Consider the following 16,693-nt stretch of genomic DNA (forward strand, 5'->3'; position numbering starts at 1 on the left):
TTTTGCTGCGGATTCCGCTCGCATGCCGCAAAAACAGAAAACATGGTCTGATGTTTCACTTATATCATTTTTTCTGTAAAATTTCAATTACGACCGACAACGGAGCCGGTAATGATCATCGGAATGTTGAACCAAAAAGGGGGAGTGGGAAAAACCACCCTGAGTGTCAACCTGGCGGCAAGCCTGGCGCGGACAGGCGCCCGTGTCTTGCTGATCGACGCCGACCCCCAGGGCAGCGCGCTCGACTGGGCCGCTGCGCGACAAGGTGAACCGCTCTTTACAGTGGTGGGGTTTCCCCGGGCCACCGTTCACAAAGAGCTCAACCACTTGGGGCACGGGTACGACCACATCGTGATCGACGGCCCGCCGCGCGTCACCGATCTTGCCCGGTCGGTGATCATGGCCTCAGAAGTCGTCCTCATCCCGGTCCAGCCGTCCCCGTACGATATTTGGGCGGCTGCCGAGGTGGTCTCGCTCATCCAAGAGGCAGCCATCTATAAAGAGGCACTGAAATCGGCGTTCGTGATCAACCGCCGCATTGCCAACACGGTGATCGGGCGCGATGTCAAAGAGGCGCTCGCAGCATACCCCATTCCGGTTTTCGAGACGACGATCACACAACGGGTGGTGTTTGCCGAGGCGGCCGCGCAGGGGCTCTCCGTGCATGAGGCCGACCCCAACGGGGCCGCCACCACCGAAATCGAAGCATTGCGTGACGAATTGCAGAGGTTTGCCCCATGAGCAAGAAAATCACCATCTCACCGAAACCCACCGCAGGTGCCGCCGATTCTTGGGTCAAAAACCGCGAACTCCATAAAGAGCCGATGAAGCGGCTCACCATCGACATTCCCGAAAGCCTGCACCGCAAGATCAAAGCGCAGTGCGCGATGCGGGGCAACAAGATCGTCGATGAGATCCGCGAGCTGCTTTTCGAGAAATACGGAAATCAGTAATTGCGGATTTCGTGGACAGAGCTTCGTCTTGGAATTGCCATCACAGGTTGATTAGCAACGCACTACACGGCAACGATCACCTTTGTGCGCTCGGCTGACCGCGCACAAAGGTGGTCTGTTTCTTCGTTTTCTTCAGTTGCAGCATTTTTCACGAAGACACAGGGCCAGAACCTACCAGTCAAGTAGTTCGGATAGGGGCGACGATTGAAAAACTTAGTCGCATTGTCGTTACATCAGTGACACAAGCTCAACTGGTTGGATCACGGATGATGGCTTTCCTTTTCCAAATTTCTTGTGGTCAATGACTTGACGTCCCGTGCCATTCATGATCTTGGCACCTTCGTAACCATAAAAAGCAAACAAGGAGCGATGACGATGCACGTAAAAATCAACAAAGAGATTGGTAAAGAATACAATGAAACCGAATGGGAGGAATTGAAAATCGACGGAAAACCGATAAACTTCCTTCAAAACCCGTTGATCAAAGGATTCAAAGGAAAGCAAAAGGTCAAGCCAATCACCAACAAAAAATACTGGCGCCTAGAGTTCTTCGGCAACACGGCTTTCAAGACAAACATTTTTGTCACTTTCTTCCCAACGAAGCCAGAAGACAAAAATGCTATTGCAAGGGCAATATGGCAGGATCTCGATCAAAACCAAGAACCAAACGAAGAGCATTACAAAAATGCATCTCAATGGTTGAGAGATTCCAACTCACTCAAACAAAAAGGTTGTGTACCATCCTTTCTGTAAATTCCGTTTAGCGCCTCTGGCAGGAAGTGCGCGGCGCTCGGTCTGACGCCATGACTTCGAGAAAGGAGTATGCCCATCATGGCGATGCGTGTCGAAACCAATCCTTTGGAAATGGCTTATGCTGTGTTGCTCGAACACGGACTGGAGGGTGCCGGCGAGGCTCTGCGCATCCTCGTCAATGAAGCCGCCAAGATCGAACGATCCCAGTTCCTTGGAGCGGCGCCCTATGAACGTAGTGAGCGACGGCGTGACTACGCCAACGGGTACAAACCCAAGACGGTACTCACCCGCCTTGGTGAGCTGACCTTTCAGGTGCCCCAGGTGCGTTGCGGCGACTTCTACCCTTCTGCCCTCGAAAAAGGCACCCGCACCGATCAGGCGGTGCATCTGGCCCTGGCCGAGATGTACGTCCAGGGGGTCTCCACCCGCCGGGTGATCGAGGTACTGCAGCGCCTGCTGGGGCCGGAGATTTCGCTCTCCACCGCCCAGGTGAGCCGTGCCGCCGCCAGGCTCGACGAGGGGCTTGCGGCCTGGCGCGAGCGTCCTCTGGGCGAAGTGCCCTATCTCTTTCTGGATGCCCGTTACGAGAAAGTGCGGCTGGAAGGGCGAATCGTCGATTGTGCCGTCTTGATCGCCGTCGGCGTCGATGCGACGGGCAAACGGCGGGTGCTCGGTTGCACGGTGGCCACGTCGGAAGCCGAGATCAATTGGCGACGTTTCCTGGAATCCCTCCTGGCCAGAGGGTTGCACGGGATCAAGCTCATCATCGCGGATGATCATGCGGGCCTCAAAGCTGCCCGCAAAGCGGTGTTCCCTTCTGTTCCCTGGCAGCGTTGCCAGTTCCATCTGCAGCAAAACGCCGGCCAGTTCGTCACCCGACAGGAGGCGAAAAAGCACGTCGCCGCGACACTGCGCGCGATCTTCAATGCTCCGGACAAGGCAGAAGCCGAGCGGCTTTTGAAAGCCGCCCTGGACACCTGGCGCAAGGAGCATCCGAAACTGGCCGAGTGGGCCGAAACCGCGATTCCTGAATCCCTGACGGTGTTCGACTTCCCCGCTGCGCACCGTATCCGTTTGCGTACCACCAACGGGCTGGAACGCATCAACCGGGAACTGCGACGACGCACCCGGGTGGCCAGCATCTTCCCCAACATGGATTCCTGCCTGCGCCTGGTCTCGGCGCTGCTGGCCGAACTCGACGACGAGTGGATGACCGGCAAGGTCTATCTCAACCTCAACCCGTAACCCCGGCGTCATGACCAACACCACGGAAATTTACAGAAAAAAGGTTGCACAACCAACAAAAAGATTACGAAGAGCGCTCCAACCGCTATATCTGCATTGATGGAATGGGTATTTCTATGATAGGTAAAACATTTGAGAAAAAAACGTTCGAGCGAGCCATCATCCTGCTTTCTCTCGCTGTCGCTTATCGCATTCAAATCGAAAAGCTGATGAACATGCTGAGCGATTGCCAGCCTAACAAAAAAGAGTTGGAGAATCTTGTGCACAATGCACTACTTTTCAATGCCCAATGCTATTTCCGTCACCCAGTTAAAATGGAAAATAGCGAGCTTCCGCTTATTTGGGATGCGATCATCGATCGCTTGCGCATCGAAAACTTCAATAAAGAGCTCATTGAACAAACACAAGTACTTTATCGGATTATATCTGACATGGAATGCGACAAAGAAAACAAGCGTTGGCAATGGATCGGTTTTGCCTTGGGCCTCATTTCTGCATTACAGATATTAACATTATTTTCTGAAGAAACGAGAAGCAATTGGTGGCATACTTTTTATAATTTGCTGATGGGATGATATGTTTTCCTGATTTAAATCGATCAGTCTGATTGATGTTTTTTCATATCCTCGTTTTCTGTCAGATCGAGAGGGGACATAAAAATGGGATTTATCAAATGGTTTTCTTTTTTCAATAATACGTCGAACACGAATAACGACAACACTGGAACCTCATTTGATAACATGGTCGATGAAATTGATTTTTTGTGCAACAACGAAATAAATCCTGCAAATGGCCTTCCGATGGTTGGCGGAGTTGATATTGAAGGAAATCCATATGGCACAGATTTTAGCAGCATGGATAATCTTTTCGACAACGACGATATTTTTAATGAATGGTAGAGCTCCCGTCTGCAACGAAATTTTTTCTTGTCCGACCAGGACGTAGGTGAAGGTTACTCGTCTCCTTCAGGTCGGGATAGGTTTGACGCTTTGGTTAGAAGCCCAGCTTTGTCATCGGTGATGACCGTGCTACCTCGGTAGCGCCAGATGCACCTTGATCGCATCCTCAACGGCCAACATATCCGCCTTGGATAGCACACCAATCCGATTTTTGAGCCGAGACTTGTCTGCGGCCATGATCTGATCGGCCATCGCCTTGCTACTCTGTCCGGCAACCGTCACGACGGCTTCGCCAGGGTACTGTCTTCCGGTGTTGCTGGTCACGGGCACCACCACAACGCGCGACAGATTCCTGTTGGCCGCGTCGTTGCTCACGATCACAGCCGGGCGTGTCTTGCGGATTTCGCTGCCAACCGCCGGGTCGAATTCAACCCACCACACTTCACCGCGTTTCATCGGACATGTCTCTGGCAAGGGCGTTGCACCATTCGATCGCTTCTGCTTCTCGCTCCTGGTCGGCTGCCATCGCCCGGTAGCCTTCATCGAGCGACCTATCCAAGACGTGAGGACGCAGTAAGTCCTCGATGAATTGGCTCATCTTGCGCCGCCCTACCATTCGGTAAAGCCCTTCGTAGACTTCTTCGTCGAGCGTGATCGTCATTTTCCGGTGCATAATCACCTCATCTACACTGAATACGTACAACATTGTAATTGATTACAAAACGTCTGGCAGCACTTGCCCGTTATCAGAAGGATGGGCCGTCGTAGTCGTTGTCAGCGTCGCGGTGACGCTGCGTCTTTATTCGTTCAACCGCTCTAGCGAGTCGATCAAGGTGTTCAGTCGCACGTCGAAGCTGGCCACCTGTTTGCTCCAGTCGATCATACGTGCGTCGAGTTCGTTCAAGCGTTTCGTCAAGTGTTCGACTTGCTGCGCCAAGGCGTCGATTTGCTTGTTTTGCGCGGTCAAGGTTTGCATCAAGAGTCGCTCGAGCTCGGTCATCTTCTGCTTTCTCCTGTTCGACTTTTGCGAGGATCTTTTTCTGGTGTTCGTCGGTGGGGATCACTTCGAGCCCACGGTCGAGCGCGATGCGCATGGCGTGGTAGAGGAACGTGTCGCTGCCTTTGAATTGGATCTGCTGCCATCCTTTTTCGAGCGCACGTTTGACGAGGTTGAACGCGGCTGCTTTGGCGCTCATTTGCTGCGCTTCGATGAGGTCACCGTGGTCGATGAGCATGCCGATCAGCCTGCCATGAAAGTAGATCGGGATCGATATGGGCGCGTGCGGGCTTTCCAGTGGTCGTCCGCGGTCGGGTGGCTCTGTCTGCGGGGTCTGCCGTTTGGGATGACGATGCACCGGGTTCCATGCCGCTCGTTTTTGCTTTTTCGGGTTGGTCGCGATTCGGGTTGGTTTGGGTCGAGGCTCCGGTGTCGGGCAGGGTAGTGGTGTTTCGTCGGGTGGTTCGTGGCGGTCGGTTGGCGCTGGCAAGGGGGTTGTTTCCGCGGGCTCGGGGGGGTGTGCGCCCAGGGTCTTTTGTGCCGCTTTGTCGTTTCGGTAGCGGTTGGCAATGCGCTGGTGGCGCTTGCGTAATAGCTCTTCGTATCGGTTTGCGGCTATCTGGGCTCGCTCGTGGCGTTCTGCCCGGTAGCGTTCCGAGGCTTGTGCGATTTTGTGAGCGTGTCGGTGGTCGATGCGGCAATCGGATTCGTAGTACCAACCTTTCAGCCGCAGGTTTTTTTTGTGGTCGGGGTGGCCAACGCTGAGGAATTTGTCGCTTCGGCGTTCGATACTAAGCCCGAGTTCTTGCAGGGCTTGGATCGTGTTTTCTCGGGTCCAGACGTTTCCTCGGGCGACGTGGGCGGCAGCAAGTTGGGTGATGTGGTCGTCGATCACGGCCAGGAGCGATTTTCTGTCTTTGGTCTGTTTGAGGTAGTCGGCCGCAGAGGCGGTCAGGCGTTTGCGTGCGGGGTCGTTGGGGTCGGCAAGGTCGTATTCGGCGTTGATCTTGTCTTTGAGGGCGTCGATGGTGCGTTCGTCGAGGGTGTGGACGTACGGGTAGTAGGCTCTGCCGGTGGCGAGTTCGACGTTGGGGATGAGGAAGTGCAGTTCGGTTCGTCCTTTGTCGGTGTGTTTGACCCAGAGGATGTTGATTTCGGCGGCACCGTCCGCGGAGAAGAAGCGTTCGTATTCGTCGATGATGCGCTCGGCGGTTGCGTCGTCGATGTGTTCGGCAAAGGAGAGGGCGCCTGAGGTGTAGCGGTAGCGCCCAGGGGCGGTGTTGATGAGTTGTTCAGTGAGATCCGGGTCGCCGCGTAGGATGGTGGCGCCGGGTCTGTTGCGGTCTTCGCCAAGAAGGTAGTCGATCGGCTCTTTGCCGATGCCGGTGCCGTGCGGGAAGAATTTATTCAGCATGTTGCGCTACGAGGTTCTGGAGGTGGTCGGAGATGGTTTTCAGGGTGATGAGGCTTTCGAGAACCTCTGAGCGGGTAAGCGCTCCGTTTTTGTTGAGGGTGTTGAGCGTGCGGGCGATCTGGTTGATGTTGTTGCCGATGCGGGCGACTTCTCGAACGAGCGCAGGGTCGGCGGCGTGGACGATCACTTGTTTGTAGGTGACATTTTTGTGCCGATCTTTGGCTTCTTGCAGGACGGCTTCACGGATGAGGCGGGCAAGGGTGGTGCGTTCGCGTTTGGCGACTTCTTTGAGTTGGGTTTTTTCTGCTTCGGTCATGCGAATTTTGACGATGACGTCGCGCTGCGCTTTGGTGGGTTTCGGGGTCGGGATCATGGTGCGGCGCTCTTTGTTTCAGTTGGCGTCAAGGGTGGAGGGGGGGGTCAAGGGGGGCGGTAGCCCCGCCTTGCCAGCGCACGGGGGCCGTCAGGGCCACGTGCTATGCTGGCTTTATGAGAAAATATAGAGGATCCGCGGGCAAAGATCAAGACCAGAAGGACAACGACAAGAGGCGGGGTTCAGTGTACGGCGGTGTTTTCAAGGGGTGCGTTTGCTCGCCTTTTGTTGTCCGCCGCCGCTTGGGGCGGCGGTGCTGCTGGGTTATGTGCTCCCCTCACGTAGGCCAGGCTATTGTTGGGGCGCTTGGAGGATAGCTGTTGGGTATTGACCACCTCGAGAAATCGGCGCAGAAGGCGATCTCATGGGGCGGTATAGCGCTGCTTTGGTTCGATTTCGAGCCGGTGAGTGACAGGTATGGGCCTTCGGGGCCTTGTTCGTCGTCAAGAATGTGTGTGTCGGTTTTTTTTGCTAGGTTGTCTTGCGTGGTTGTGGCCGAGCCGGGCACTTTTTGCCAAAAATAGTGCTAAATTTAGCGCTATTTTTATCGCTATTTTTATCGCTATTTTTATCGCTATTTTTATCGTTAAATTTTGCGGTAAAGGGCCGAACGCCACAATTTTGGCGCAAAATCAGAGCAAAAAGCGCTTGTAACGCCAAATTTAGCGCTAAATTTAGTGCTACTAAATTCGGCACTATTTTTAGCGCTAAATTTAGCGCTATTTTCTGCATTCCCCCAGACGGTGCGGACCACGGGGACAATTGGGATGGGCTTCCGCGCTCCCTTTTCCGTCGTTCGCTGGTGTTCAAGCGGTGAAGTGACGATCGCCGGGTGAGCGTGCTCGTGATGGTGCCAGGCGCCGCCGTCTTGGAGCAGGGACGCTGTGGCCACGGCCATTCTCGACCGGCTGCTGCATCATGCCACCACCCTCAACATCAAGGGCGAGAGCTTCCGGCTCAAGGAAAAGCGCAAAGCCGGGCTCCTGACCAAAGCAGCCGACCTACCACAACCAGAAGGAGACAGGTAACCCACACCTACGGCCTGGGCAGCCAAGCAGCATTCCGTTGAAAACCGGACATCTCGAATCGGTGAAAAGCGGTCAATTGTGGTCGGGGTTGACAGCGTCCCTGTTCGTCTGCCTGCCCCTCATATTTTGCCAGCATCTCGGCCAGCTCCGCCTCGATCGCTTGCTGAATCAGTCGCCTGGCGCCATTGCGCAGCAACTCCGTCAATGGATCCTCCATACCCTCTGGCATCGACAAGGCAACAGTGTTATCTTTACCCATGGTGGCGTGCTCCTTTGCTGTTCATCAGTTGGGCAAAACCGATTTCAGCAGAGTACGCCGCCCTTTTCAATCACTCCGTACACCAGTTTCGAGCATAGCTCGCCTCTTATTTCGCGATTCCCAAGAAGACAGCTAAGCAGCGCTCGATCGTTGTCAGCGTAGTCGTATCGATACGTCCAATGATCTGACCGACTTTGTCCCGCCGCACGGTCATAATTTTGTCCACCATCACCTGTGATCGCTTGTGCAAGCCGTTTTCCGGGGTTGGCTCAACCGTGACGCGCAACAACGGGGCATCCACAATGGTACTGGTTACAGGAAAGACGGTTATGCTGCTGAGCTCGTTGAACAGATCGGACTGGATCACCAACGCTGGCCTTGGTTTGCCAAAGTCGCCCTGGGTAACGATCGTTACCAAATCGCCGCGCATCATGCCTGCCAGCCATCAATCTCTGCCAAGGCTTCATCCATGAGTCGTTGGAGTTGCGTATCAGCGGCGTCTGCCTGGGTCACGAGCAGGCACTGGCGGCGACACTCTTGTGCAAAGCCCGGGCGGCGGGTATCCGGTACCCAGATCTGAACCGGACGCAAACCCGAGCGGCGCAGCGCGTCGCGATACTTTTGAACACGCGCTTTGACCGGTACTGTCATTGTCGTTCCTCAATCGAGAAATGTTACATGTCACATTATATCCCGTTTGAGTTGGTATGGAAATACCAATAACGGACTCGAACTTTTGAGGCCAACAGGGCGAAACGTTGCTGGTAACCGACAACTTTCCGTTCCGTCAGACTTACTCATTCCTGCCTAAACAGGAACAAAGCTGACTTCCTGCTTCACTGAGGCCGGTTTTACCGCCGTCTTGCGACGGCGGCCAGAGCCTTCCTCTCCACAGGCTTCACATCCGGCGGAACTCGCCGTAGAGCCGCTTGGGGCGGCCAAGCCATGCGCCAGTAGGTTTCTGGCTGCATTCACGTCCCGATCGTGGATGCTTCCACAGTCCGGGCAAGTCCACTGGCGTATTGCCAGCGGCATTTTTTCCTGTTCCGTCCCACAAGGCGAACAAGTTTTGCTCGACGGGAACCAGCGATCCGCCACCACCACCATACCACCGCGCATCGCAGCCTTGTACTCCAACTGCCGCCGGAACTCGAAGAAGCTCATGTCGGCAATAGAACGGGCCAGATGCCGGTTCGCCATCATCCCGCGCACGTTCAGATCCTCGATGACGATGGTGTGAAACCGCCGCGTGAGATCGGACGTAAGCTTATGCAGGGCATCCTGCCGGATATTGGCGATGCGGGCATGCAATTTCGCCAGTTTGGCCTTGGCCTTTCGTCGGTTGGCCGATCCCTTGGCCTTGCGCGACAAGCTCCGGGAGCGCCTGCGCAAGCGATCCAGCAGCGCCTTGTGCGGTTTGGAGCCAGCGATCTTTTCTCCCGTCGAGAGCGTTGCCAGCGCCGACACACCCAGATCGACACCTACCGCGCCTTGGTTTTGGCTGCGCCGAAACTCGCCGCAAACTTGGTTTTCGTCTTGCGGCTCGTTTTCGGCCAGGGGAAGATGCGAACCGTCGGGCGTGTCCACGGTGATGCTGACAAACCAGCGGTCAGCCACGCGGGAGATCGTGGCCGACATGATCTTGCCAGTGAAACGCAACGGCTCGCGCATGCGCACCCAGCCAAGGTTGGGGATGCGGATGCGGCAGCCCTCGACGGTGAACTGGTCGTTGGTGAGCGTAAAGCGATCATGCACCCCCTTCTTGCGAAACTGCGGGTAGCGGGCACGACCGGCAAAGAAGTTTTTGAACGCCGCTCCAAGCTGGATGATCGCCATCTGCGGCGCGCACTTCGTGACTTCCAGCATCCACGGGAATTGTTCGCGCTTGATGGCGTTCAGCTGGCGACGCAGCGCTGCTTGCGACGGTTTGGGTAGCGTGTTGTCGGCTTTCCATGCCTCGTACTGCCGCCGCCATTCGGCCAGCGCCCAGTTATAGGCAAAGCGCGCCACACCACAGGCTTTCTTGAGATAGGTGGCCTGCACATTGTTCGGATCGAGCGCGATTTTGTGGGCGATCAGCATTGCGACGCCTCCACAGCGGCCTTGACGCCTTCGAGCAGCTTCTGGTTCTTGCGCGAGCGGCTGCCATAGAGCCTGGCGCTAAAGACCGTGATGATTTCCAGCACGTCCTTGGCCAGATCTTCCTCGAAGGTGGTGTCCTCTCCCTGGTTGAGGATCACCACCTCAACATTCTTCGCTTCGCAAACAGCAAACACCAGTTCCGCGCCGAAGCGCAACAGCCGATCTTTGTGCGTAATAACCAAGCGCCCGACTTGCCCTTCGATGATCGCGTCCAGCAGGCGCTTCAAGCCCTTCTTGTGGTAGTTCATGCCGGAGCCCAGGTCGGCAATCACCTCGAACGTCCAGCCCTGCCGGGCGCAATAGCGTTCAAGGACCTGCTTTTGCCGCTCCAGATCGTCCTTCTGGTCGTGACTGGAGACGCGGGCGTAGGCGATGGTGCGGCGAGGCGCATCACCCGCACGAAACTGCTCAGGACGCAGCCGCGCAAGGTCATAGCGCCTGCGCCCGCCTGCTGTGCGTTCATCGGGCAGGAGCTTGCCTTCGCGTTCCCAGCGCCGCAGCGTTTGCGCCGAAACGCCCAGCGCTTCAGCGGCTTCGCGAATCGAGACAAGTTTGCGAGACATGCGCAAAATATACAATAACGCGCAAGATTGAGCAACTAATCGTTGAGCTGCTAAAGCCCCAAAAAATCCCTTGCCGTGATCGACTCCTGGGGCTTGGGACGGCTGTTCTCACAAGCTTTACTAGGCAAAAAAACCCGAAGACGGGCATCCTAGGGTTCGCATTGTATTGGCAATCTATTGCACTAAGTGATACGATTCCTCAATGAGGAGAGTGTTTCGTACCCGAACTTTCACCCGTTGGATGCGGCGGACCGGTCTGACAGATGAGGCACTTTGTGACGCCGTCTCCGAGATGGTTCAGGGTCTTATCGACGCTGATTTGGGCGGCCATGTGGTGAAAAAGCGAGTTGCACTACCAGGTCAGGGAAAACGCGGCGGCGCGCGTACCATCGTCGCGACCAAACTGGCCGATCGGTGGTTCTTCCTCTACGGTTTTGGAAAAAATGAACGCGCCAATATCGACAAGGACGAACTGAAGGTGCTCCAGGAGGTAGCAGAAGACCTCCTGGGTTTTGACGACCGCCAGTTGGCAATCGCTCTGACGTCAGGCGAGATTGTGGAGATATGCAATGGCAACGACCAAACGCAAGAGTCGCATCCTAGACGAGATGCATGAAACCGCAAGCGGCCTGCACAGCGCTGGGCTCATCAGCAAGCGCCGCATGAGGGAGTTTGATGCTTTGTGCCATCTCGATGTCCACGAAATGACGCCGAAGCGGATTAAATCGCTGCGCGAACAGGCGAACCTGAGCCAGGCGGTTTTTGCAGCCGTGCTCAACATCAGCTTGTCTACGGTGCAGAAATGGGAAGTGGGTGAAAAGAAGCCAAGCGGCTCGTCCCTGAAACTCCTCAACCTGATTGAACGCAAAGGGTTGGATGCCGTGCTTTGAAGCTACGAAGCGCTAGCGGCTGGCCAATTCGGCTCCCCGAGTTGGATGGCTGCCCAGCTTGGCGCCGCAGGCGGAAAAGCCCGCACCCCCGTCAAAGCGGCAAGTGCCCGCATCAACGGACGCAAAGGCGGAAGGCCGCGCACGAAAAGCGCGTGATCGATCGGGTACGCGCTCTTTGCTGCGAGCGCTTCTGTCGAAGCTCGTGGGCCACAGCGTAACTTTCCCCAAAAGATTCAAAGGTCGATCCCCGCGTGCGCGGGGGAGACGAGAGCGCAAACGACGAATCGAGGCACGCAGGCGGTCGATCCCCGCGTGCGCGGGGGAGACATGGATGCTGCAAAAACGCCGGCTGGGTGACGTCCTCCACGACCAGATGCCAGGCGTTTGCATCTGCCAGATTCAGAAGCCCATTGCACCAATATTCCCGGTCGGTTGGAAGCGAGTTGGTCGGGCATCGCGCCTGGATGCTGGCCGCCAGCTGTACCAGAAATACATGCCACGGGTCGGCCTGATGGGCACGCAGGCCCGTGTAGCCCTCCACTTCGTTGGCCGAGAGCGCCGCGAGGAGCTCGGGCAGGCTCACGCGGCGCTCGCCCCGGGGCATGCGCACGCCGATGAGCGGGTCATTGAGCAGGTCGTGCATCGTCTTTCTCCAGTCCGAAGCGGGTATAGCGGAATAATGTTTCACCAATGTGGAAATGAAAACCCAAGGTGCCATTTCTCCTCCTCTTGAGTAAGCCAGGCAACCGCACGGCGAGCCATTTGCCGACGATTATCCTATTGGCTTCTTGAACTGCCCAGATGGATCAATCGAGCTTCGCGAAAATTACGGATTCACCTTACCGGATTTGAATGCAATCCAGAATGAGCTGACGCGACACTTGACAACAATGTGTGACGAATGGAAAAGGATCCATGTCGATTACTGAAAGTCAGTACGGTGAAGCCAACGAACGGTCGAGGTGCAAAGAAAGAGCGGTTACGTAGTGCCTGCCCGCTACGATCGTCGTTCGGGTCGTGTCGTGGTACGGATGAACACGGAAAAGTCCACCTCTCTATTAAGCACGCGCTAGTGCGATTAGCCGCGTGACCATCGAAACCATTGAGTCGTCCTTTGCCACGATTCGTCGTCGCAGTGACCAGGCCAAAGGGCTGCGTGAGCCGCAACACCATGCTGGCGATGTTGTACAAACTGAGGATGAGCGCGGAGAAACGCTGGCAGCGGATCCGGGGATTGATCAAGCTGCACATTAGTGTTATGGTGACATGTACCGGGTGCCACATGGAGACTGGTTATGAGCCGATTGACCATTACGCTCGATGATTCCGTTCATCAGGCGCTCAGGGAAGCCGCTGCCCGCCAGGGGCGCTCAATCGGGAAGATCATCGAGGAAAGCTTGATTCTGCGGGGGATCAAACCCATGGAGAGTGCGCGGCAGTTGGTTGCGCGAGCTCGGAGCAATGCGGCTTGTGACGAAGATGAGGCGCTCAATATCGCGGTCGAGGAGACGCGTGCGGTGCGCCAGAAATGACGGTACGCCTGTTCATCATCGACACCAATGTTATCGTAGCCGGCCTGATCACGTCGCAGCCGTCGAGTCCAACTGCTCAGGTGCTCGATGCGATGCTGGAGGGGCGTTTGCTTTTTTTGCTTTCGCCCGCACTTTTACGCGAGTACCGGCAGGTGCTGTTGCGCCCTAAACTGGTGCGGCTGCATCGGCTCGGTGACAATGAGATCGATCGGTTGCTGACGGAGCTGACAGCTAATGCCTTGTGGCGCGAACCTACCGAAAATTCGCACGAGTCTGCTCCGGATCCCGGTGACGATCATCTATGGGCGCTACTCGACAGCGAACCGGATGCCATCCTGGTCACGGGTGATCGGCTGTTACTCGACAATCCTCGTTCGGGTCGTGTCGTGATCACTGCATCAGCATGTGCGGTGTTGCTGGGGCTTTAGCAGGTAAGCATCCACAGCGTAACTTTCCCCAAAAGATCCCTTTTTGGTAAAGTCTTCCGATTGACTACCCGGCTGCGCTTGGAATTCCGCCCATGCCCGACACCACCCGCCAACCAACGAAAACGGGAAAGTATCGAGCTTTGCCGAACAGGATCGAGCAACACCCGAGGATGTTTTCCAATGGATATCAATACTGATATCATTCAGCAATGCGCTATCTGCTCGATACCAATGTCTTGGTCGCCGCTTTCCGGTCGAGAAACGGGGCGAGCAACGCAATTGTCCGTCGCGCCTTGACGGGCGATCTCGCGTTGGTCGTTCATCACAAGCTGGTCTATGAGTACCGTGCGGTGCTCAGCCGTCCGGAGATTTTGGCGCAGACGGGGCTTTCTTGGGACGAGGTCGAACTGGTGCTTGCCCACCTGGTGGCCAGCGCTCATGAGGTCGAGGTGCGCTACCTGTGGCGCCCTAACCTCGAGGATGAAGCCGATAATTTCATCATGGAGATCGCCGTGGCAGCTTGGCCCTGCACGATCGTCACCCACAATGTCAGGGATTTTGTTCGGGCAGAACTGCGCTTTCCGCATATCGCCCTCTGTACCCCAGGGCAGTTGCTGCGCGCTTTGACCCATTAGGAGGTAACCATGCGCAAACTCTCTTTCCCGTTGCGGATTCCTGAGGAGGAGCGGGCCCGTGGTAAGCGCCTGGCCAAGGAGCTGGGCGTCTCGGAAAACCGCCTCTACGCCGAGCTCATCCACGATGGCTTGTTGATACGCGAGCAGATGCTTTACATGACGCGGCTGCGCGCGCTCGCGGCACGAACCAGCAAGGATGAGGCGCTCGCAGTTCTTGCCAAGGCAGCGGACACGCCACCGATGGAAACCGATGTTCGATGATAGATGCCCATGGCTTCAGGTGAAAAGCAGTTTCCACCGCGTCGCGTGCCGAACGCCGCTCGTCGCCCACGTGAGTACTTGACCGCCGAGGAGGTCGACCGCCTGGTCGCAGCGGCTCGCAAGCTCGGCCGCCACGGGGAGCGCGACGCGGCGTTGATTCTGATCGCGTTTCGCCATGGGCTCAGGGTGAGCGAACTGGTGGCGCTTCGTTGGGCACAGGTCGATCTGCGCGCAGGTCTTCTGCACGTGCGCCGGGTCAAGAACGGGGTCGATACGGTGCAGCCGTTGCGTGGGCCGGAATTGCGGCTCTTGCGCGCGCTCGAACGGCGCTATGGGACGTTGGCCAGCGGCTATGTGTTCGTCTCGGAGCGCGGCGGTCCGCTTTCGGCAGCTGCGGTGCGCAAGATCGTCGAGCGGGCAGGGCGTGCGGCTGGACTAGACTTTCCGGTGCATCCGCACATGCTGCGCCACGCAACGGGGTTCTACTTGGCCGCCAGAGGGGAGGACACAAGGGCGATCCAGGCGTACCTGGGGCACCGGTCGATTCAACACACGGTGCGCTACACGGCGCTGGCGCCCGGGCGGTTCGAGCGCTTCTGGTCGGATTAGTAAGCGCAGCTCCCCGTGCGCAGGGTCGTGCGCTTCCTTTCGCCGCTCACCCCAGTTCGATGGTTCCCAGCTCCTGTTTTTTCGCCCGGATTGCCTCGGCCAAGTTTTCCTTGCTTTGCCTTGTCACCGACGCGACCGCGATCATCCCCAGACTTTCGGTGTCGCTGTTACGGCGCGCGCATTCGTGCGCAAAGGCCACGATCGACGCAGGACTCATGTCCTTGGGCGCGTAAAAGCGCTTGCTGAAAACTCGGTTGAGCCACTTGTCGACTTTGGCGACGACCTCGTGCAGACCAAGACGCAACGCTTCGGGACGCAGTTTCTGAATCTCGGCCATGTTGTCGCGCGCTTTGTAAAAATGCTCGATGTAATTTCTCACACGCGTTTCGTAAAGGTCCTGCCTGGCTTTTTTCGAGATTTCGTCGAGCTCCGCAATCTCCTTGTCGAGTTGCGCAATCTCCTTGTCGAGTTGCGTAATCTCCTTGTCGAGTTGCGTAATCTCCTTGTCGAGTTGCTTGATGCGTTCGGCGCGCCGTGCCGCGCTCTGCGCGTAGTATTCTTCCTGCTTCTTGAGCGTCTTGAGGTACGAATTTTGAATCCAACTGCGCGCAATGCCGCCGACGAAATTCGCGGCAACGTCCAGCGCCATCAGGTTCAGTCCAGCCGCCTGGCCGTAACCGCCGCTTGCCATGAGATCGTTTACGAACGCTTCACGCTCTTCTTTCGTGCGAAATACCATGATTCACTCCTTCCGCTCCCGTTCGCTGCGCACCGCAGTTTCCGATATTTATAGCAATTCTTCGGAATTTTGTCTCGTTTTTGGCAACCAGATCAACGCTTTCGCTATTGGCGGCGTGACCCTATGGTGACATCAGCCATCAGATCGGGACGCTAACCTCATGGCGACGTTTCGGTCTGATCTTGGTAGTTCTTTTCTCGCCACCGTTCGTTTCTCAGTAACACGAACCCGCAAAAGAGGTTGCGGCGACGAAACGGCCCTTGCGTTTCCGCGACCATGTAGGCTTTCGTGGCTTTGGAGCCGCCGAGGATCACGGGACGTGGCAAAAAGCGCTCGGGTTTTTCGACCCAGGCAGGTGGCTCGAACCCGACGCTTTGCGCGATCGCTTCGGCAATCCCCGCCAGGAAAACGTTGTAGACGGGTTCCGGCAGTAGCGCCGGTTCTTCTTCGACCATCGCCCGTTGCCGCTCGACAGGGCGATTGAGTGGGTGCGAGCGCGCGTCGATGAACTCTTTCATGTAGTGCGGAAAGTATTCGATCGAGTCGTTGAGTACGTAATCGGCAACGAGCGCTAATGTATAAGGGCGAACTTTGATGATCGCTTGCAATATGGTCTCCTCTCCTCATCGACCTCGACGCCAGCGGCTGAAGTCGTGGGTTATCGATATGGTAGTTGCAATGAGACTGCGCTGCAAAGCCAAATAGAATGAAACAATCATGGTCGAAGTACCTGACGTCTCGGACTGATTGGAGGTCGATACGATGTTGGCCGAACGCATCGAGAGTTGGACCAAGGAGTGGTGGGAGCAGGGGTTGCAGCAAGGTGAGGAAAAGGGTTTTTACCTCGGTGAGCTGCAAACCTTGCAGCGGCAGCTCACCAGACGCTTCGGGCCGCTGCCGCAAGCGGTGCAGGTGCGCCTGAGCACCGCGAGCCGGGAAGAGATCGAGCGTTGCAGGGCAATCGCATGAACGG

25 protein-coding genes and 3 pseudogenes are annotated in these 16,693 nt (G+C 56.4%); 16 read left to right on the forward strand and 12 right to left on the reverse strand.

Going from position 1 to position 16,693, the window contains the following annotated elements; translation table 11 throughout:
• Positions 1-111: 111 nt before the first annotated feature.
• The 6 genes from parA (at position 112) to HPTL_RS11225 (ending at position 3,850) form a co-directional block, all read left to right on the forward strand.
• Positions 112-741: a ParA family partition ATPase gene (parA, locus tag HPTL_RS10795; RefSeq protein WP_119336190.1), complete on the forward strand. Its 630-nt coding sequence runs from the start codon at positions 112-114 to the stop codon at positions 739-741.
• Complete coding sequence (locus HPTL_RS10800) at positions 738-953, forward strand: hypothetical protein (RefSeq protein WP_119336191.1); 216 nt, start codon at positions 738-740, stop codon at positions 951-953. The genes parA and HPTL_RS10800 overlap by 4 nt, the downstream gene beginning before the upstream one ends.
• 369 nt (positions 954-1,322) lie before the next feature.
• Entirely contained in the window at positions 1,323-1,706 is a 384-nt protein-coding gene (locus tag HPTL_RS10805) for a hypothetical protein (RefSeq protein ID WP_145981819.1), read from the forward strand.
• A gap of 78 nt (positions 1,707-1,784) precedes the next feature.
• Positions 1,785-2,951, forward strand: a complete 1,167-nt coding sequence (locus HPTL_RS10810; protein WP_119334379.1) for an IS256 family transposase — start codon at positions 1,785-1,787, stop codon at positions 2,949-2,951.
• Between the two features lie 44 nt (positions 2,952-2,995).
• Positions 2,996-3,526, forward strand: coding sequence for a hypothetical protein (locus HPTL_RS10815; protein ID WP_145981820.1), 531 nt, complete (start codon positions 2,996-2,998; stop codon positions 3,524-3,526).
• 84 nt (positions 3,527-3,610) lie between these two features.
• Positions 3,611-3,850 (forward strand): hypothetical protein, encoded by a 240-nt coding sequence (locus HPTL_RS11225; RefSeq protein ID WP_145981821.1) that lies wholly within the window; start codon positions 3,611-3,613, stop codon positions 3,848-3,850.
• Positions 3,851-3,979: 129 nt separating this feature from the next.
• Here the strand turns inward: HPTL_RS11225 and HPTL_RS10820 are convergent, their stop codons facing one another.
• From HPTL_RS10820 to HPTL_RS10835, 4 genes are all read right to left on the reverse strand, one after another.
• A complete protein-coding gene (locus tag HPTL_RS10820) occupies positions 3,980-4,306 on the reverse strand; it encodes a type II toxin-antitoxin system PemK/MazF family toxin (protein WP_119336194.1) in 327 nt (108 codons plus the stop codon).
• The gene (locus HPTL_RS10825; RefSeq protein WP_119336195.1) at positions 4,293-4,523 is read right to left on the reverse strand and encodes an addiction module antitoxin; all 231 of its coding nucleotides are present in this window, start codon (positions 4,521-4,523) and stop codon (positions 4,293-4,295) included. Before HPTL_RS10825 ends, HPTL_RS10820 begins: the two co-directional genes overlap by 14 nt.
• Before the next feature lie 73 nt (positions 4,524-4,596).
• Entirely contained in the window at positions 4,597-6,261 is a 1,665-nt protein-coding gene (locus HPTL_RS10830; protein WP_119336196.1) for an LPD7 domain-containing protein, read from the reverse strand.
• Positions 6,251-6,634, reverse strand: coding sequence for a plasmid mobilization protein (locus HPTL_RS10835; protein ID WP_119336197.1), 384 nt, complete (start codon positions 6,632-6,634; stop codon positions 6,251-6,253). The genes HPTL_RS10830 and HPTL_RS10835 overlap by 11 nt, the downstream gene beginning before the upstream one ends.
• 884 nt (positions 6,635-7,518) lie before the next feature.
• Between HPTL_RS10835 and HPTL_RS11310 the strand changes: the two are divergent.
• Positions 7,519-7,662 (forward strand): annotated as a pseudogene (locus tag HPTL_RS11310) (ATP-binding protein); the annotation flags it as partial.
• Positions 7,663-7,756: 94 nt separating this feature from the next.
• Here the strand turns inward: HPTL_RS11310 and HPTL_RS10840 are convergent.
• From HPTL_RS10840 to HPTL_RS10860, 5 genes and pseudogenes are all read right to left on the reverse strand, one after another.
• Positions 7,757-7,921, reverse strand: a pseudogene (locus HPTL_RS10840) (IS256 family transposase); the annotation flags it as partial.
• A 106-nt stretch (positions 7,922-8,027) separates the two neighbouring features.
• Positions 8,028-8,354, reverse strand: coding sequence for a type II toxin-antitoxin system PemK/MazF family toxin (locus tag HPTL_RS10845; RefSeq protein WP_179949102.1), 327 nt, complete (start codon positions 8,352-8,354; stop codon positions 8,028-8,030).
• A complete protein-coding gene (locus HPTL_RS10850) occupies positions 8,351-8,572 on the reverse strand; it encodes an antitoxin MazE family protein (RefSeq protein WP_119336199.1) in 222 nt (73 codons plus the stop codon). Before HPTL_RS10850 ends, HPTL_RS10845 begins: the two co-directional genes overlap by 4 nt.
• 156 nt (positions 8,573-8,728) lie before the next feature.
• Positions 8,729-10,003 carry an RNA-guided endonuclease InsQ/TnpB family protein gene (locus tag HPTL_RS10855; protein ID WP_119336200.1) on the reverse strand — a complete coding sequence of 425 codons (1,275 nt, stop codon included), beginning with the start codon at positions 10,001-10,003 and terminating at the stop codon, positions 8,729-8,731.
• Positions 9,997-10,626 (reverse strand): IS607 family transposase, encoded by a 630-nt coding sequence (locus HPTL_RS10860; RefSeq protein ID WP_119336201.1) that lies wholly within the window; start codon positions 10,624-10,626, stop codon positions 9,997-9,999. The genes HPTL_RS10855 and HPTL_RS10860 overlap by 7 nt, the downstream gene beginning before the upstream one ends.
• Positions 10,627-10,828: 202 nt before the next feature.
• Between HPTL_RS10860 and HPTL_RS10865 the strand changes: the two genes are divergently transcribed.
• Together HPTL_RS10865 and HPTL_RS10870 are read left to right on the forward strand one after the other, a co-directional pair.
• Positions 10,829-11,242 (forward strand): type II toxin-antitoxin system RelE/ParE family toxin, encoded by a 414-nt coding sequence (locus tag HPTL_RS10865; protein ID WP_119336202.1) that lies wholly within the window; start codon positions 10,829-10,831, stop codon positions 11,240-11,242.
• A complete protein-coding gene (locus tag HPTL_RS10870; protein ID WP_119336203.1) occupies positions 11,196-11,516 on the forward strand; it encodes a helix-turn-helix domain-containing protein in 321 nt (106 codons plus the stop codon). The genes HPTL_RS10865 and HPTL_RS10870 overlap by 47 nt, the downstream gene beginning before the upstream one ends.
• Positions 11,517-11,628: 112 nt before the next feature.
• On the opposite strand, the gene HPTL_RS11340 is transcribed toward HPTL_RS10870, so the two are convergent.
• Positions 11,629-12,159, reverse strand: coding sequence for a hypothetical protein (locus tag HPTL_RS11340; protein ID WP_179949103.1), 531 nt, complete (start codon positions 12,157-12,159; stop codon positions 11,629-11,631).
• Positions 12,160-12,605: 446 nt separating this feature from the next.
• On the opposite strand from HPTL_RS11340, the pseudogene HPTL_RS10885 reads away from it, so the two are divergent.
• The 6 genes and pseudogenes from HPTL_RS10885 to HPTL_RS10910 all read left to right on the forward strand — a co-directional run.
• Positions 12,606-12,750, forward strand: a pseudogene (locus HPTL_RS10885) (IS256 family transposase); the annotation flags it as partial.
• Between the two features lie 61 nt (positions 12,751-12,811).
• Entirely contained in the window at positions 12,812-13,048 is a 237-nt protein-coding gene (locus tag HPTL_RS10890; protein ID WP_119336204.1) for a ribbon-helix-helix protein, CopG family, read from the forward strand.
• Positions 13,045-13,476: a putative toxin-antitoxin system toxin component, PIN family gene (locus tag HPTL_RS10895; protein ID WP_119336205.1), complete on the forward strand. Its 432-nt coding sequence runs from the start codon at positions 13,045-13,047 to the stop codon at positions 13,474-13,476. The genes HPTL_RS10890 and HPTL_RS10895 overlap by 4 nt, the downstream gene beginning before the upstream one ends.
• Positions 13,477-13,685: 209 nt before the next feature.
• Entirely contained in the window at positions 13,686-14,111 is a 426-nt protein-coding gene (locus HPTL_RS10900) for a PIN domain-containing protein (protein ID WP_119336206.1), read from the forward strand.
• Positions 14,112-14,120: 9 nt separating this feature from the next.
• Positions 14,121-14,372: a hypothetical protein gene (locus HPTL_RS10905; protein ID WP_119336207.1), complete on the forward strand. Its 252-nt coding sequence runs from the start codon at positions 14,121-14,123 to the stop codon at positions 14,370-14,372.
• A 9-nt stretch (positions 14,373-14,381) separates the two neighbouring features.
• Positions 14,382-14,981: a tyrosine-type recombinase/integrase gene (locus HPTL_RS10910; RefSeq protein WP_119336208.1), complete on the forward strand. Its 600-nt coding sequence runs from the start codon at positions 14,382-14,384 to the stop codon at positions 14,979-14,981.
• A gap of 46 nt (positions 14,982-15,027) precedes the next feature.
• On the opposite strand, the gene HPTL_RS10915 is transcribed toward HPTL_RS10910, so the two are convergent.
• Positions 15,028-15,720, reverse strand: coding sequence for a septum formation initiator family protein (locus HPTL_RS10915; RefSeq protein WP_119336209.1), 693 nt, complete (start codon positions 15,718-15,720; stop codon positions 15,028-15,030).
• Positions 15,721-15,878: 158 nt separating this feature from the next.
• Positions 15,879-16,328 carry a hypothetical protein gene (locus tag HPTL_RS10920; protein ID WP_119336210.1) on the reverse strand — a complete coding sequence of 150 codons (450 nt, stop codon included), beginning with the start codon at positions 16,326-16,328 and terminating at the stop codon, positions 15,879-15,881.
• Positions 16,329-16,482: 154 nt separating this feature from the next.
• On the opposite strand from HPTL_RS10920, the gene HPTL_RS10925 reads away from it, so the two are divergent.
• Positions 16,483-16,689 (forward strand): RpnC/YadD family protein, encoded by a 207-nt coding sequence (locus HPTL_RS10925; RefSeq protein WP_119336211.1) that lies wholly within the window; start codon positions 16,483-16,485, stop codon positions 16,687-16,689.
• Positions 16,690-16,693 lie beyond the last annotated feature (4 nt).

The organism is Hydrogenophilus thermoluteolus (assembly GCF_003574215.1).
In the GTDB taxonomy this organism is placed as follows: domain Bacteria; phylum Pseudomonadota; class Gammaproteobacteria; order Burkholderiales; family Rhodocyclaceae; genus Hydrogenophilus; species Hydrogenophilus thermoluteolus.